The organism is Desulfovibrio sp. 6_1_46AFAA (assembly GCF_000224635.1).
Taxonomy (GTDB): Bacteria; Desulfobacterota; Desulfovibrionia; order Desulfovibrionales; family Desulfovibrionaceae; genus Desulfovibrio; species Desulfovibrio fairfieldensis.
Window position 1 is genome coordinate 574,314 of record NZ_JH114303.1, and the last position, 13,792, is coordinate 588,105.

The 13,792-nt window shown below is 61.8% G+C and carries 17 protein-coding genes; 7 read left to right on the forward strand and 10 right to left on the reverse strand.

Features of this window, described 5'->3' with window-relative positions:
* Positions 1-23: 23 nt before the first annotated feature.
* The 5 genes from HMPREF1022_RS12365 to HMPREF1022_RS12385 form a co-directional block, all read right to left on the reverse strand.
* Positions 24-872 carry a split-Soret cytochrome c gene (locus tag HMPREF1022_RS12365; RefSeq protein ID WP_009303371.1) on the reverse strand — a complete coding sequence of 283 codons (849 nt, stop codon included), beginning with the start codon at positions 870-872 and terminating at the stop codon, positions 24-26.
* 21 nt (positions 873-893) lie between these two features.
* On the reverse strand, positions 894-1,346 hold the full coding sequence (locus HMPREF1022_RS12370) for a C-GCAxxG-C-C family protein (protein WP_008682985.1): 453 nt from the start codon (positions 1,344-1,346) through the stop codon (positions 894-896).
* 50 nt (positions 1,347-1,396) lie between these two features.
* Positions 1,397-1,786, reverse strand: a complete 390-nt coding sequence (locus HMPREF1022_RS12375) for a PadR family transcriptional regulator (RefSeq protein WP_232221604.1) — start codon at positions 1,784-1,786, stop codon at positions 1,397-1,399.
* 348 nt (positions 1,787-2,134) lie between these two features.
* Entirely contained in the window at positions 2,135-2,506 is a 372-nt protein-coding gene (locus tag HMPREF1022_RS12380) for a hypothetical protein (RefSeq protein ID WP_008682987.1), read from the reverse strand.
* A gap of 446 nt (positions 2,507-2,952) precedes the next feature.
* Positions 2,953-3,510: a DUF721 domain-containing protein gene (locus HMPREF1022_RS12385; RefSeq protein ID WP_009303373.1), complete on the reverse strand. Its 558-nt coding sequence runs from the start codon at positions 3,508-3,510 to the stop codon at positions 2,953-2,955.
* A 103-nt stretch (positions 3,511-3,613) separates the two neighbouring features.
* Between HMPREF1022_RS12385 and HMPREF1022_RS12390 the strand changes: the two genes are divergently transcribed.
* The 3 genes from HMPREF1022_RS12390 (at position 3,614) to HMPREF1022_RS12400 (ending at position 6,829) form a co-directional block, all read left to right on the forward strand.
* Positions 3,614-4,537, forward strand: coding sequence for an ArsR/SmtB family transcription factor (locus HMPREF1022_RS12390; protein ID WP_009303374.1), 924 nt, complete (start codon positions 3,614-3,616; stop codon positions 4,535-4,537).
* 211 nt (positions 4,538-4,748) lie between these two features.
* The gene (gene ahcY / locus HMPREF1022_RS12395; RefSeq protein ID WP_008682990.1) at positions 4,749-6,170 is read left to right on the forward strand and encodes an adenosylhomocysteinase; all 1,422 of its coding nucleotides are present in this window, start codon (positions 4,749-4,751) and stop codon (positions 6,168-6,170) included.
* Positions 6,171-6,280: 110 nt separating this feature from the next.
* On the forward strand, positions 6,281-6,829 hold the full coding sequence (locus tag HMPREF1022_RS12400) for a pyruvate kinase alpha/beta domain-containing protein (protein WP_008682993.1): 549 nt from the start codon (positions 6,281-6,283) through the stop codon (positions 6,827-6,829).
* Between the two features lie 93 nt (positions 6,830-6,922).
* On the opposite strand, the gene HMPREF1022_RS12405 is transcribed toward HMPREF1022_RS12400, so the two are convergent.
* Positions 6,923-7,867 carry an AraC family transcriptional regulator gene (locus tag HMPREF1022_RS12405; RefSeq protein ID WP_009303375.1) on the reverse strand — a complete coding sequence of 315 codons (945 nt, stop codon included), beginning with the start codon at positions 7,865-7,867 and terminating at the stop codon, positions 6,923-6,925.
* A gap of 243 nt (positions 7,868-8,110) precedes the next feature.
* Here HMPREF1022_RS12405 and HMPREF1022_RS12410 point away from each other — a divergent pair, with 243 nt between their 5' ends.
* Positions 8,111-8,518, forward strand: a complete 408-nt coding sequence (locus HMPREF1022_RS12410) for a putative quinol monooxygenase (RefSeq protein ID WP_232221605.1) — start codon at positions 8,111-8,113, stop codon at positions 8,516-8,518.
* A 26-nt stretch (positions 8,519-8,544) separates the two neighbouring features.
* The gene (locus tag HMPREF1022_RS12415; RefSeq protein ID WP_009303377.1) at positions 8,545-9,660 is read left to right on the forward strand and encodes an aldo/keto reductase; all 1,116 of its coding nucleotides are present in this window, start codon (positions 8,545-8,547) and stop codon (positions 9,658-9,660) included.
* A 31-nt stretch (positions 9,661-9,691) separates the two neighbouring features.
* On the opposite strand, the gene ltnD is transcribed toward HMPREF1022_RS12415, so the two are convergent.
* The 4 genes from ltnD to HMPREF1022_RS12430 form a co-directional block, all read right to left on the reverse strand.
* Entirely contained in the window at positions 9,692-10,585 is an 894-nt protein-coding gene (gene ltnD / locus HMPREF1022_RS12420) for an L-threonate dehydrogenase (protein WP_009303378.1), read from the reverse strand.
* A gap of 29 nt (positions 10,586-10,614) precedes the next feature.
* A complete protein-coding gene (otnI, locus tag HMPREF1022_RS12425) occupies positions 10,615-11,406 on the reverse strand; it encodes a 2-oxo-tetronate isomerase (protein WP_008683001.1) in 792 nt (263 codons plus the stop codon).
* Positions 11,407-11,543: 137 nt separating this feature from the next.
* Positions 11,544-11,900: a hypothetical protein gene (locus HMPREF1022_RS17535; RefSeq protein ID WP_009303379.1), complete on the reverse strand. Its 357-nt coding sequence runs from the start codon at positions 11,898-11,900 to the stop codon at positions 11,544-11,546.
* 72 nt (positions 11,901-11,972) lie between these two features.
* On the reverse strand, positions 11,973-12,155 hold the full coding sequence (locus HMPREF1022_RS12430) for a hypothetical protein (RefSeq protein ID WP_009303380.1): 183 nt from the start codon (positions 12,153-12,155) through the stop codon (positions 11,973-11,975).
* Between the two features lie 167 nt (positions 12,156-12,322).
* Here HMPREF1022_RS12430 and rnhA point away from each other — a divergent pair, with 167 nt between their 5' ends.
* Together rnhA and HMPREF1022_RS12440 are read left to right on the forward strand one after the other, a co-directional pair.
* Positions 12,323-12,802 carry a ribonuclease HI gene (gene rnhA, locus HMPREF1022_RS12435; RefSeq protein WP_008683006.1) on the forward strand — a complete coding sequence of 160 codons (480 nt, stop codon included), beginning with the start codon at positions 12,323-12,325 and terminating at the stop codon, positions 12,800-12,802.
* 13 nt (positions 12,803-12,815) lie between these two features.
* Entirely contained in the window at positions 12,816-13,790 is a 975-nt protein-coding gene (locus HMPREF1022_RS12440; protein ID WP_009303381.1) for a membrane protein, read from the forward strand.
* Positions 13,791-13,792: the final 2 nt, after the last annotated feature.

Sequence of the window (13,792 nt, forward strand, 5' to 3'; positions counted from 1 at the left end):
TTTTTTTGTCCGCCCTTGGGGGGTCAGGGATGCTTCTTGAATTTATCCCCCAGATGCGGGTTGCCGCTGTGGCACGGGGTACAGTCCATCTTGCTTTTCTGGATGTCTGACTCCTTGCCCGCGGCATGGCAGACAGCGCACTGGACAACGGCGGCCTGAACCGAAAAAGCGCCTTTATATGCTTTGCCCTGCGCTATTTTGGCGTTCAGGATTTCAATGGCCTTGCGGGACACGTCCACGGTCAGGCGGGCGCAGCGCTCGCCCAGCTCATTGCTGTCGGCCTTCTTGTTGAAGTCGTGGCACCATTTGGAGACGGAAACATGGCAGAGCACGGAACCGGGCGCGTTGGCCGGAAGCGGCCCCACAAAGGCCCTGGCGGCGGAACCCGGATCATAGACGGGCAGTTGCGCGCTTTCATACCAGAGGAAGAGCTCGTTGACCATGGGGGAGCATTCTTCCCGGTTCCAGAACAGGGCAAAGGCCGCGGCCGCGCCGTAGAGCGCGCCGCAAATGGTGCCCCAACCGATGATCCCGCCCTCGTTGACGGCCAGCATGGAAAAAGGAAATTGATCGTACGGCGCGCCGTATTTTTCGGCCATCATGCCCACAATACTGTAAAAAGCGCCGTAGCCGCAGGCATTCAGGTTATGCCAGAAGCCGTCGTAGGCCACGGGCGCGCACTCGTCGGGGTCCAGTTTGCGCGGCGTCCAGCTGAAGTCGCCGCCCTGTTGTGAAAAGCGCGTAAAGCGCTGCGTTTCGGCAGCGCCGGAGCCTGTTCCGGCCCGGGCCAGGCTTCCCGTCAATCCGGCCACGGCGCCGCCGATGGCCAGTCCACCCAATCCTCCCAGTAAAGCGCGTCTGTCCGGCAACATGGGCCAAGCCTCCTTGTGGTCTCAGGGCTGCGTTGTTTCCGTGGCGAGCATCTCTCCCAGAATTTCACAGGTCGCGGCCACCATGGGAGCGCAGACCGCGGCGAACAGGCCCTTTTGCATTACAACGGCCATGCCCTCCGGGCGGGAGATGTCCGCGCCCAGGATTTCCTTGCAGATCAGGCTGTGCTGCTTTGCCAGAAAGCGCTCTTCAAAAACAGCCACCTGTTCCTGCAGCCGTTCCGCCGCCGTGGCGGCTGTTTCCTCATTTTGCGGGCCGAATTGCAGGCCCAGCACCAGCAGGGCCCCGGTAACACAGCCGCAGGTTTCCGCATGGCCCATGCCGCTGCCGAAAGCGGCCCCCATGCCCAAAGCCTGCGCCCGGCTGATTCCCAGGCGGGGCGCAAAGCGTGTGCATACCTGTTGCGTACAGACGACCCGGCGGCCGAAGTTTCGCAAAATTGTGTCGGTATCCATGTGCCTTCCTTTTTGTTGTGCTGAATGAACCTTTGAAAACGCGCAACTTTTCAAGAGTGACCTGGTCTGTAACGGGACGCGCCGCGCAAAAAATCCAGGATGCGGCTTATGCTCGCCTGATGCTGTTCCAAGGTGTCCATCCAGCGCAGCAGGCAGGCCCGCCCCCGCTCGGTCAGAGAAAAGAGCCGTCGGCTTGCCGTGCGTCCCGGCTCCTGCGTGCCGTGCAGCAAGCTGTCGTGTTCCATTTGTTTCAGCAGGCGGTAGACCCCGGCAGGGTCGGGCGCGTTGCCCTGAAACTGGGGCATGGCCTCCAGCCGCTGGAGCAGCAGGTAACCGTGCAGCGGGCCATCAGCCAGCAAGCCAAGCAGAACGGGGTGAACAAGGCGGGGCAGGTTGCTTCCGGCACAGGGGCAGTTCATAAAGGTCAGAAGTTCTTTCATGGGCATAATACTAGAGTTGGTCTATTATATTTGCAACCTAAATGCCGCCGCGCCACCTGCCGGGGCAGGCGCTTCAGAGCATTTTGATATTGAAAGTATCTCAACGCTCGGTGCGGATTTTCCGTGAAAATCCGCACCGCGAAATTATCGCAAGGCGAATTTGTTTCGCCGTTAAGCGATAATTTCAAGCGCAAAATACTCTAAGCGGACGAAACGGCCAGTTGGGAGGCGGGGAGAGGGGCTTGGGGGGAAGGAGAGGGAAAGGACGGGGCAACAGGGCATGGCCGGATGCGCATAAAAAAGCCGCTCCCAAGGGGAGCGGCGGAAAATCAGAATACGGAGGCGGTACTAGGCATTGGCGGCCTTGAGCATTTCCTCCACCATGGACAGGGTGGGGGTGGCGCCGGCTTCCAGGCCGCAGAGCCCGCGCACGGCCAGCATGAGCATATCGAATTGGAGGGCCATTTCGGTCACGCCGTTGTCAATAATGCAATTGTCGCCGCGCACCGACAGGCGATAGGCATGGCGGCTGCGTTCCTGGCCGCTGGAGCGCACGATATAATAGACCTGTTCGTTGTTGTCCGTCACATAGAGCTTCTGGCGGGTGAGCATGCCGTGCTCCTCGTCGTACCAGGAGCACTCCGAAAAAAGGCGGCCGCGGAACTGAAGATCGCTGCCGTTGTCATGTTTCAGACAGATTTCTTCCATATTTTTCTGCACGTTCTCTCCTTCCTCCGCGTGCTCTTGCCGGACGGAGACCGGACGCTGGCGGGTGTTATCTGGAGGCAAGCTAGCATCGCAGGCAAAGCCTTGTCAATGATCGCAGCAACCAAACAGCAAAATCGCATGCCCCTCGCCGTCGTATTTTTATAACATGCTGCCATCAAAGATAAAATATGAAATTTATGTCTAGAAATAGTCTTGCGGTTCACCAAAAAAAATTGTGAAGAAGCCTGGATTGCGCATCGGCGCGCTCCATCCGCATCACGAGACGGGGATCCGGCCGCAGGCGCGCCACTGGCCGCATTTCGCCGTCATAGCCGCCGGATGTCCCTTACGGCGGGTTGCCGTTGCCCTGTCCGGCGACGGACTTCGCATTGCGGTTTTAAAGTAGTACCTTTGAAGCCCTGCTTTAACTGTCAGAAAAGTAAGGAATGAAGCCGCGTTCAGTCCGTTGCGTTTTTTCGCGCGGCGCTCCGGGCGGCCCGTTTTCCGGCGAAGCGCGCATAGCAGCGGGCAACCGGCGAGGCCGGGTCCATCTTCGTCAGAAAAGAGCCGCTGGGTCGGGGCGGGGGAGCGTCGGGTCTGATTCGGGCTTCCGGCGCGGGCCGGGATTCGGCTGTGCGCAGCACGGTTTTGTTCAGCACCAGAGAGACTTTTATGCTCTTGAAAAAAGGGCTTTCCATAAAGGCGTTGACCCGTTCCAGGATTTCCCCGCTCATCAGGTGCAGCTCCTGCATAAGCATGGCGTCTTCCGCGCCGATCAGCAGAATATCCTTATGGTGGCCCAAGGGTAGTGCCAGAGGGGCCAGTTCCGGCCCCATGATCGGTTCCCAGTTCTGCCAGAGCAGACTCAGGCGGGCGCGTTCCGGACCGCCGCCCAGCGAGGCCAGCAGGGCGGACAGCACGTCCCCGGCTTGCGCCGGGCCGCTGTTTTTGCGCCGTGGGCGAGGCTTGTGCCGCGTCCAGTTCCGCTGGCGCTGATTCTGCGTTTCTCGCTCCATGCTGCGATTACCCTGCCGCCACAAGGCGGTCTGCTTGACTATATCCGGATATACTGATATTTACATCAACCTAACTTGATTTACACAGGGAAAAAGGCGTTCCATGGCATTGCTGCATTTCAAGGCCCTCTCCGATGAAACCCGGCTGCGGCTTGTGCACATTTTGCTGCATTACGAGCTCTCGGTCAACGAGCTGGTGAGCATTCTGGGTATGGGCCAGTCGCGGGTTTCCCGACATCTGAAAATCCTGACCGAGGCAGGTCTGCTGACTTCGCGCCGGGACGGGCTGTGGGTGTTTTATGCCGCGCCGCGCGCCGGTGAGGAGCGCGATTTTCTGCGGGCGGTCATGCCCTTTGTGCCAGCCGACGCCGTCATGCGCGCGGATTTGTCCATGGCGGCCCAGATTCTGGAAGAGCGAGCCCGCAAGACCCGCCAGTTTTTCAATGCCATTGCCGAAGACTGGGATGAACTCAACCGCGAGGTGCTCGGGGCATTCGACCTTCCTGAAGCCGTCTGCGCCGCCGTGCCCCAAGGTTGCGGCACGGCTGTGGATCTGGGCTGCGGCACGGGCGCGGTGCTCAGCCGCCTGTTGCCCCTGGCGCGCGGGGTCATCGGCGTGGACGGCTCGGCCCGCATGCTGGAACTCTGCCGCCGCCGCTTCAGCCAGGAGGACCTGGCCGAAGGCCGCGTCTCCCTGCGCATCGGCGAGCTCAGCCATCTGCCCTTGCGCGACCATGAGGCGGATTTCGCCTGCATCAACCTTGTGCTCCACCATTTGTCCGCGCCGGAGGAAGGCCTGCGCGAGATCCGCCGGATCATGGCCCCCGGCGGGCGTCTGTTCGTGGCGGATTTTCTGCGCCACAACGACGAAACCATGCGCAGCCGTTACGGCGACCGCTGGCTGGGCTTTGAGGAAAACGAATTGGCGACGGGCCTGGAGCAGGCCGGTTTTGCCGTTCTGGACAGCGCGCGGCAACCCGTGGGACGGGGGCTTGCGCTGTTGCTGACGGGCGCGGAAGCCCGTTAGGAGTTGTTTCTAAATCGGTTCTTTTGCCTTCCGGCTTCGTCAAACGTCGCTTTTCACTCTGGTCGAATACCATAAGAGTATACTCCCGCCGTAAAAAGCTCGTTTTCCTCGCTGGAAAGGCAAAACCCTCTAATTTGGAAACAGCTCCCAGAGCATCCCGATTTTTCAAATGCGCCGCACACGCCAAAAACTTCCAAGGAGAAGAGCGAAGATGACCAAAGCACTGGATTTAAGGCTGCCCCACAAAGTGGCGGATCTCAGCCTGGCCGATTTCGGCGGGAAGGAAATGCAGCTTTCCGAGCGGGAAATGCCCGGCCTTATGGAATGCATCAGAAAATACGGTTCCCAGAAGCCCCTGCAAGGCCTCAAGGTCATGGGCTCCCTGCACATGACCATCCAGACGGCCATGCTGATCAAAACCCTGCACGCCTTGGGCGCGGACATCCGCTGGGCCTCCTGCAACATTTTCTCCACCCAGGACCACGCGGCCGCGGCCGTCGTCGAGCAGGGCCTGGCCAAGGTCTTCGCCTGGAAGGGCGAAACCCTTGAGGACTACTGGTGGTGCACGGAAATGGCCCTGACCTGGCCCGACGGCTCCGGCCCGGATCTCATCGTGGACGACGGCGGCGACGCCACCCTGCTCATCCACAAGGGCGTGGAGGCCGAAAACGATCCCTCCATTCTGGAGCAGAAGACCGACAACAAGGAATTCCAATGCGTGCTGGATCGCCTGGCCCTGCGCCTCAAGGAAGATCCGCGGCATTGGCACAAGGTTGCCGCCGGGATGAAGGGCGTTTCTGAGGAAACCACCACCGGCGTGCACCGCCTGTATCAGCTGGAAAAGGAAGGCAAGCTGCTCTTCCCGGCCATCAACGTCAACGATTCGGTGACCAAGTCCAAGTTCGACAACCTCTATGGCTGCCGCGAGTCCTTGGCCGACGGCATCAAGCGCGCCACGGACATCATGGTGGCCGGCAAGGTGGTGGTGATCTGCGGTTACGGCGACGTGGGCAAGGGCTGCGCCCAGTCCATGCGCGGCTTCGGCGCGCGCGTGCTGGTGACCGAGATCGACCCCATCTGCGCGCTCCAGGCCGCCATGGAAGGCTATGAAGTGACCACCGTGGAAGACGCCCTGCCCCTGGGCGACATTTACGTGACCTGCACCGGCAATTACCACGTGATCACCGGCGCGCACATGGAAGGCATGAAGGACGAGGCCATTGTCTGCAATATCGGCCACTTCGACAATGAAATCGACATGAACTACCTGGAAAACACGCCCGGCGTGAGCAGGCTGAACATCAAGCCCCAGGTGGACAAGTGGACTCTCAAGTCCGGCCGCAGCATTCTGATTCTGGCCGAAGGCCGCCTGGTCAATCTGGGCTGCGCCACGGGCCACGCCAGCTTTGTCATGTCCAACAGCTTCACCAACCAGACCCTGGCCCAGATCAAGCTGGCCAAGGAAAACCTGGAAAAGAAGGTCTACACCCTGCCCAAGGAACTGGACGAGGAAGTGGCCCGCCTGCACTTGGGCCGCCTGGGCGCCAAGCTGACCAGGCTCACCCCGGAACAGGCCGATTATATCGGCGTGCAGGTGGAAGGCCCGTATAAGGCCGAGATGTACAGGTATTGATTCCCGCCTGCCCGCATTTCAAGTGTAAAAAGCTCTAGTGAAGTCCGACCCTGGCCCGGCAGGCGTGTTTCTCACGTTTGCCGGGTCGTTTCTGTGAGGAGAGAACTGCCATGTATTTTGACGAAAAAGGCGCGGGCAATACCGAGCAATGCGTGGAGCTGGCCCTGAAGACGGCGGCGGAACGAAACATCAGGCATATCGTCGTGGCCAGCGGCAGCGGAGACACCGCCAGGCTGTTCATCGGCGCGAAGGGCGCGCGGGTCGTGTGCGTGACCAATGCCTACGGCTTCAAGGAACCGGGCAAAACAAAAATCACGGACGCGGCCCGGCAAGAACTTGAGCGCGCGGGCATCCGGGTGCTTGCCGCAACCCATGTGCTCAGCGGCGCGGAGCGGGGCATCAGCAGGAAGCATGGCGGCGTGGGCCCGGTGGAGTTGATGGCCGACACCCTGCGCATGCTCGGCCAGGGCGTCAAGGTCTGCGTGGAGATCGCGGTCATGGCCCTGGACGCGGGCCTGATCCCCCACGGCGAGGAGATCATGGTGGTGGCGGGCAGCGGCCGCGGGGCGGACACCGCGGTCATCATGCACCCGGCGCATGCCAACAATATTCTGGATACGAAGATCAACGAGATAGTCTGCAAGCCCGGGAATTTTTAATCCACACGGCGCGCAGTGGAGCGGAAACCCCGCCAGGGTACAGCCCTGGCGGGGTTTCGCCATTCACGGGCCGCCGCCCGCGCCCGCCGTCGATCACGATGCGCGGCTGCGACGGCTTATATCCCGATGCGGCGGTTCGCCGAACATGCGTTTGTATTCGCGGTTGAACTGGGTGGGACTTTCATAGCCCACGGCCAGGGCCGCTCCGCTCGCGTTCTCGTGCTGCGTCAGCATCAGGCGCCGCGCTTCGTACAGACGCAACTGCTTGTGATACTGCAGCGGGCTGAGCCCCGTAACCGTCTTAAAATGCCGGTGCAGGCTTGAGACGGACATATGCACTTGCCGGGCCAGATCGTCCATCCGCACTGCCGCGTTCACATTGCGCCGCAGCAGTGAAATGGCCCGCACGATCCGGTTGTTCTGCGTTCCGAGCGTGTGCAGCCGCCGCAAAATGCCGCCCTGCGGGCCGGTAAGCAGCAGATAATGCAGCTCGCGCATGATCATGGGCGCGCGCATGGGGATCTGCTCCGGCTTGCCCAGAAGCTTTACCAAGCGTAACGCGCCTTCCAGCAGGTCCGGCTCCGCATCGGCAACCGCCACGCCCAGGCTGTCTTCGCCGGAAGGCGGTAAATCCTGCTCCATTTCCATAGCCAGATCGGTAATCATCTGCCTGTCCAGATAAAAGAAAAGAGAAAGAAAAGGTTTTTCCGGCGTCGGATCAACCACGTATGATGTGCTGGGCATGTCCACTGCGGCAACCAGGCATTGTTTTGCGGCAATGCTGAAGGCGCGCGTGCCGATGACCGTATGCTTGCTGCCCTGTACGAGAATGGACGCCAGGGGTTTTTCAAAGCAGCGCTCCGAACTGTTGGCGGCTTCACGGCGGACCAGGGTCAGGCCCGCAATGGCGGTCGGCCGGACTGCCGGTTGCTCCAGATGCCGCAACAGAAGCAGTTTCAGTTCCTCATTGATGGCCGCCGCCTTTTCACGCTCCTGTTCCTCCAGGACGACCCCGCCTTTTCGCTTGTCTCCTTCCATTTCCACACCCCATTCCCGTCGCGAAGGCCGGCTGTGACTGACGTTTTTTTATAAGAAGGAATTTTTTGGCTGTACAGCCTTTTGACACAATCAGGCAATTTTTTGCCGGAATCCGCTCTATTCCGGGGCTTCTGCCGCCACTATAACCGGATCATGCCCAGCAGCCGCCCAATCAGGGCGATGAGCGGGCAGACGGCCCATATCCGCATTGCGATTCATGAACACAACGGAGAACTCACGCTTATGAAATTTCGCAACATCTTTTGCGCATCGGCCCTGGCGACCACGTTGGCGCTCTGTGTGCCGCATCCTGTCATTGCGGCCGATGCCGCGGTCATCCGCATGGCGCAGCTGCGGATAAAAGCGGATCAAGTGGAGGCGTTCACAGCTGTGGTCCGGGAGGAAATGGCCGCCTCCCTGCGCCTGGAGCCCGGCGTTGTGGCGATTTATGCCGTGGCGGACAAAAATGACCCGACCAGACTGGCCTTTTTTGAGATGTACGTGGATGAGCGGGCCTATGAGGCTCACCGCCAAACGCCGCATTTTCGGAAATACTTTCACACGACCAGGGATATGATTGAGGAACGTGTTTTACTGGAGGCCGTGCCTGTGGCGCTGTGCGACAGGCAGACGGCAGCGGCGAAAAAGTAAAATTACCCGGAAGGAGGAACGCGAAGATGAGCGGAACAATTGTATCGCGGGAACGGCGTCAATTCATGGCCGGAGGACTCGCTTTCGGCATGGCCGTCTTGCTGGCGGGCATGGGGGAAAGCCGTGCGGGGGATGCCGTGGCTGTGGCACGGAATGTGTCCATGCCGCGCCGCAGGCTGGGCCCGCTGGAAGTCTCCGCCGTCGGCTTGGGCTGCCTGCCCATGGTGGGCTATTACGGCGGCGTTTATGACAAGAAGGCCATGATTGCCCTGATCCGCACGGCCTTTGACGAGGGCGTGACCTTTTTCGACACGGCCGAGGTCTATGGCCCGCATATCAGTGAAGAATGGGTGGGCGAGGCCCTCGCTCCCGTTCGTCATCGCGCGGTCATTGCCACCAAGTTCGGCTTCGGCGTGGAGGAGGGCGCGCCCAGAACCCTGAACAGCCGTCCCGACCATATCCGGCGCGCGGTGGAGGGTTCGCTGCGGCGGCTGCGCACAGACTATATCGATCTTCTCTACCAGCACCGGGTGGACCCCCAGGTGCCCATGGAAGATGTGGCCGGAACTGTGGGGGAGCTCATCCGGGAGGGCAAGGTCAGGCATTTCGGGCTGTCCGAGGCCGGGGCCGCCTCCATTCGCCGGGCGCATGCCGTTCAGCCTGTGGCGGCGGTGCAGAGCGAATACGCTGCCTGGTGGCGCGAGCCGGAAACAAAAATTTTTGCGACTCTGCGCGAGCTCGGTATCGGTTTTGTGCCCTACTGTCCGGTGGGGCGCGGCTTTCTGACCGGAGTCCTCAACGAAAACAGCCGTTTTGCACAGGCCGACCGCAGAGCCACGTTGCCGCGCTTCACGCCCGAAGCCCTGAAAAAGAACATGCCGCTGGTAGCGCTGTTGCGCGACTGGGCGCAACGCAAAAACGCCAGGCCCGCGCAATTCGCGCTGGCCTGGATTCTGGCGCAATACCCTTGGGTCGCGCCCATTCCCGGCACCACGAATCAGGCGCATCTCCGGGAAAACATCGGGGCGGCCGCGCTGCGCCTTTCCCCGGCGGAGCTGCGGGAGTTCGACGTTGCGCTGGCCGCCATCCCCCTGGAAGGGCACCGCGCCGATCCCTTCACGCAAAGCCAGATTGACGGCTGACGGCTGTTGCAGGGCGGGAGGCCGACGCCCCTTATTCTTTTGAGGGCAGCTCAATCCCGGGAAAGGTCTTGATCACCGCCGCGTCGGCTTCCCGGCCAAGACCGCGCGCCTGGGCCGCCACAAACTGTTGCAGCGCGGCGGCGGCCAGGGGCGCGGGCATGGCCTGCTCCCGCGTGGTCTCGCTGACGATGCCCAGATCCTTGACAAAGATGTCCACAGCGCTCAAGGGCGTATAATCGCCGCTGAGCACATGCTTCATACGGGTTTCAAACATCCAGGAATTGGCGGCGGCGCTGGTGATGACCGCATAGACGTCCTCGGCCGCCAGACCCATGCGCAGGCCCAGGGCCATGGCTTCGGCGGCCACGGCGATATGCGTTCCTGCCAGCAGCTGATTGACCACCTTCATGGCCGAGCCCTTGCCTGCCTCGTTGCCCAGGCGGTGCACCACGGAGGCCACGACCTTGAGCCCGGTTTCGGCCCTGGCAAAGGCCTCGGGCAGGCCCGAGGCCATGATGCTCAGTTGCCCGGCGGCGGACTGGGCCGGGCCGCCGGAAACCGGCGCATCCAGATAGAGGAGGCCGATCTCGGCCAGACGCCGTTCCATCTCCCGCGCAAAGGCGGGCTTGACCGTAACGCAGTCAATGACCAGGCTGCCCGGCTTCAGAGCCCGCGCTGCCTGCCCCCGGCCGAAGAGCACGTCTTCCGCCTGCGCGGCGTTGACCACTGCCAGAAAAAGCACGTCCGCCGCCTTGGCGGCCTCTGCCGGGTCATGGGTGGTCCGGCCGCCGTTCCCGGCGAAGACATTCAGAGGGCCGGGGCCGCGATTGCAGCCGATGACGTTCAGGCCCGCGCGCAGCAGGGATTGCGCCATGCCCAGGCCGATGGCCCCCAGACCGATGACCACGTATGTCCGTTGCGGCATAGAATGCTCCTTGTGTCTGAAAAAATGTCTCAGCGCCGGGGCGTCAGGCCGTGGGCGCGGGCCCAGGACAGGCCCTTTGCGGTGTCGTCCGCCGGAATATACTCGCAACCCACCACGCCCTGATAGCCCAGCTCGTCCAGCAGGGCGAACAGATAGGGATAGTTGAGCTCGCCCTGATCCGGCTCGTGCCGTTCAGGCACGCCCGCCAGCTGGCAGTGCCCCACAAGCGGGAAAAAACGCCGCAGTCGCCCGGAGACGTTGCCCTGTTCCATCTGGCAGTGAAAAAAGTCAAATTGCAAACGCACGTTGGGCAGGCCCAGCGTTTCGATGCAGGCGGCGGCTTGTTCCTGGGTGCGCAGGAAATAGCCCGGCATGCTGTAATGGTTGATGGGCTCCAGGCAGAGCTCCAGACTTTCGTCGGCCAGGCGTTGCGCCGCCCGCCGGATATTGTTCAGATAGATTTGTTCCGAAACGTCGTCCGGAACCGTCGGAGGGCGATTGCCGGCCATGACGTGCAGGCGGGGACAGTTCAGGGCTTCGGCATACAGCACGGCTTTTTCCAGTCCGGCGTCGAATTCTTTTTCCCTGCCCGGCAGGCAGGCCAGGCCGCGCTCCCCGGCGGACCAGTCGCCGGGCGGCAGATTGAAAAGGGCCTGCCGCAGGCCGTTGCGCTCCAGAGCGCGGGCCAGGGCCTCGGGTGCGAAATCATAGGGGAAAAGAAACTCCACCCACTGAAAGCCCTGATCCGCCGCCGCGCTGAAGCGGTCGGGGAAGGGAAGCTCCGTGAACATCATGGTCAGGTTGGCGGCAAAAACGGGCATGATCTCTCCTTGGCGGCATGGACGGGCCGGGCCGGTTTGTTGACCCGGCTCCCCAAGGGAAATCGGGTTCTTCGCGGACGCGTGCAAGCTATGCGAATTTGATATAGTTGCCGGAGGAATTATCTAGAATTGTGACCTTATCGGCCAGTCTCACAGCCTTGGACAGTTTTTCGAGACTTCGCGAAAAACGTCGTACCACAATCCTGAGACGGAACGCCGTGTCCACCACGGCCCACGCGCGCGGCGACCCGCTCCAAAGCCAGAGCGGAGGAAGCCAGACGGATATAGACAAGCTCCACTTCATAACCAAGCCGCTTGGCTTCTCTCATCAGGACGAAATCAAAATGTGATGTCAGTGTGGATTCACGAGCAAAGGAGACGCCTTCCTGAAGAAAGAGGCGGCTCATGCGCGCGGCGGCTTTGCCTGCGGCAATGGGTGAAAGCCCTTCCGCCGCAAGTTTATCCGGATCAATGAACAGCAGGTTTTCCCGCATGGCAATGGCTCAGGAAAACGTACTCTTGCCGGCCCCGTTGGGGCCGCAGATGCACAGCAGCCGGGGCATACGTCATCCTGCCTGCCGGATTTCCGGCAGATCTGCTGCCTCCATATGTCCGTCAGGATAACGCAGGACATACTGCCCATTGTCGTCAAGATAGTTCAGCGGCACGCCCTTTTTCAATTCCTGCTCAAGGATGATGTGCTGATTTTCCACGGCAATCATGACGATTTCTTCCAGAGTCAGCTGCATGGCGATCTCCTTTGCCGTAGAATACGAAGTGCGTACCGGATGGTCAACAGACCCGTAGATGAACCTGGCTGCTCCCCTCCGCCGCATTTGCCCGCCCGTCGCGAGACGTGTATGCTGCCGCCGTGGCAACTCCCACCCCAACGCAACAGTAAGGATACAAACAGTCGATGAAGCAGGTCGTTATCCATACCGACGGCTCCTGCCTGGGCAATCCCGGCCCCGGCGGATGGGCCGCCGTGCTCTGTCTGGAGGGCACGGATCACCGCAAGGAACTGGCGGGCGGCTTCCGCCTGACCACCAACAACCGCATGGAGATCACCGGCGTCCTGGAAGCCCTGGCCGCGCTCAGGGAACCCTGCGCGGTGGAGCTGTATACGGATTCGCAATACGTCCGCAATGCGGTGGAAAAAGGCTGGCTCAGGTCCTGGCAGAAGAAAAACTGGGTCAAGGCGGACAAAAAGCCGGTCAAAAACGTGGACCTCTGGCAAAAACTGCTGCCCGAGCTGGGGCGGCATACGGTGCGTCTGCATTGGCTGCGCGGCCATGCGGGCCATGCGGAAAACGAGCGTTGCGACGTTTTGGCCCGTGCCTATGCCGGGCGGCGGGATCTGCCGCCGGACCCCGGCTTCCGTCCCGAAGACGCCTGAAACCCGTTGCGCCATGCTGCCGAGCCCCGACGCCCCCTTTTCCCTGGCCGCCCTCTGGCACGCCCTGTTCTGGCCCATGCTGCGCCTTTTGCTGGGCCTGGCCGTGGGCCTGCTCATCGCCAATTTATTGGAGGCGTTGCGCTGGACGCGCTATCTGGCGCGTCTGGCCGCGCCCCTGGCCCGCACGGCCCATCTGCGCGAAGTGGCCGGGGCGTCGTTCTCCCTGGCGTTTGTGTCCCCGGCGGCGGCCAACGGCCTTTTGTCCGACAGCCACGGCTCGGGAGAAATTTCGGGCCGCGAGCTGATGCTGGCGAACCTGTTCAACAGCCTGCCCGCCTATCTGGTGCACACGCCCACCATTTTTCTGCTGACTTGGCCGGTGCTGGGCGCGCCCGCCATGACCTACGTGGGGCTTACCCTGCTGGCCGCCGCCGGACGCACCGGCTTTACCGTGCTGCTGGCGCGCCGCCTGCTGCCGCCGCCCCCGCCGGGCTGTCTGGTCTGCAAGGCGGACGGCGACGCCCGCACGGACTGGGGCGCGGCCCTGCGCAAGGCCTGGAAGCGCTTTCTCCGCCGTCTGCCCAAGCTGGTCTATTTTACGGTGCCGATCTATGTGCTGATGTATCTCTTGCAGCTCTATGGTTTTTTCAATCTGGCCGAGGAATGGCTGGCCGCCCATATGGGGTGGCTCTCTTTTCTCAAGCCGCAGGCCATGGGCATCATCGTGCTGCATCTGGCCGCCGAGCTGGGCGCGGCCCTGGGCGCGGCTGGCAGCGTGCTCCAGACCGGGGCGCTTTCGCCGCGCGACGTGGTGCTGGCCCTGATGGTGGGCAACATCCTGTCCACGCCCATGCGGGCCGTCCGGCACCAGCTGCCGTCCTACACGGGCTTTTTCCGCCCGGCCCTGGCCCTGCGCCTGATTCTTGCCAATCAGGGGCTGCGCGCCGCCAGTATGGTTCTGGTGACCCTGCTGTATTATTTCTTGTGAGG

Bases quoted from the DNA above. Each gene is read 5' to 3' on its own strand.
- HMPREF1022_RS12365 (WP_009303371.1), bottom strand. From the start codon at position 872: ATGTTGCCGGACAGACGCGCTTTACTGGGAGGATTGGGTGGACTGGCC.
- HMPREF1022_RS12370 (WP_008682985.1), bottom strand. From the start codon at position 1,346: ATGGATACCGACACAATTTTGCGAAACTTCGGCCGCCGGGTCGTCTGT.
- HMPREF1022_RS12375 (WP_232221604.1), bottom strand. From the start codon at position 1,786: ATGAAAGAACTTCTGACCTTTATGAACTGCCCCTGTGCCGGAAGCAAC.
- HMPREF1022_RS12385 (WP_009303373.1), bottom strand. From the start codon at position 3,510: ATGGAGCGAGAAACGCAGAATCAGCGCCAGCGGAACTGGACGCGGCAC.
- HMPREF1022_RS12390 (WP_009303374.1), top strand. From the start codon at position 3,614: ATGGCATTGCTGCATTTCAAGGCCCTCTCCGATGAAACCCGGCTGCGG.
- ahcY (WP_008682990.1), top strand. From the start codon at position 4,749: ATGACCAAAGCACTGGATTTAAGGCTGCCCCACAAAGTGGCGGATCTC.
- HMPREF1022_RS12400 (WP_008682993.1), top strand. From the start codon at position 6,281: ATGTATTTTGACGAAAAAGGCGCGGGCAATACCGAGCAATGCGTGGAG.
- HMPREF1022_RS12405 (WP_009303375.1), bottom strand. From the start codon at position 7,867: ATGGAAGGAGACAAGCGAAAAGGCGGGGTCGTCCTGGAGGAACAGGAG.
- HMPREF1022_RS12410 (WP_232221605.1), top strand. From the start codon at position 8,111: ATGAAATTTCGCAACATCTTTTGCGCATCGGCCCTGGCGACCACGTTG.
- HMPREF1022_RS12415 (WP_009303377.1), top strand. From the start codon at position 8,545: ATGAGCGGAACAATTGTATCGCGGGAACGGCGTCAATTCATGGCCGGA.
- ltnD (WP_009303378.1), bottom strand. From the start codon at position 10,585: ATGCCGCAACGGACATACGTGGTCATCGGTCTGGGGGCCATCGGCCTG.
- otnI (WP_008683001.1), bottom strand. From the start codon at position 11,406: ATGCCCGTTTTTGCCGCCAACCTGACCATGATGTTCACGGAGCTTCCC.
- HMPREF1022_RS17535 (WP_009303379.1), bottom strand. From the start codon at position 11,900: ATGCGGGAAAACCTGCTGTTCATTGATCCGGATAAACTTGCGGCGGAA.
- HMPREF1022_RS12430 (WP_009303380.1), bottom strand. From the start codon at position 12,155: ATGCAGCTGACTCTGGAAGAAATCGTCATGATTGCCGTGGAAAATCAG.
- rnhA (WP_008683006.1), top strand. From the start codon at position 12,323: ATGAAGCAGGTCGTTATCCATACCGACGGCTCCTGCCTGGGCAATCCC.
- HMPREF1022_RS12440 (WP_009303381.1), top strand. From the start codon at position 12,816: ATGCTGCCGAGCCCCGACGCCCCCTTTTCCCTGGCCGCCCTCTGGCAC.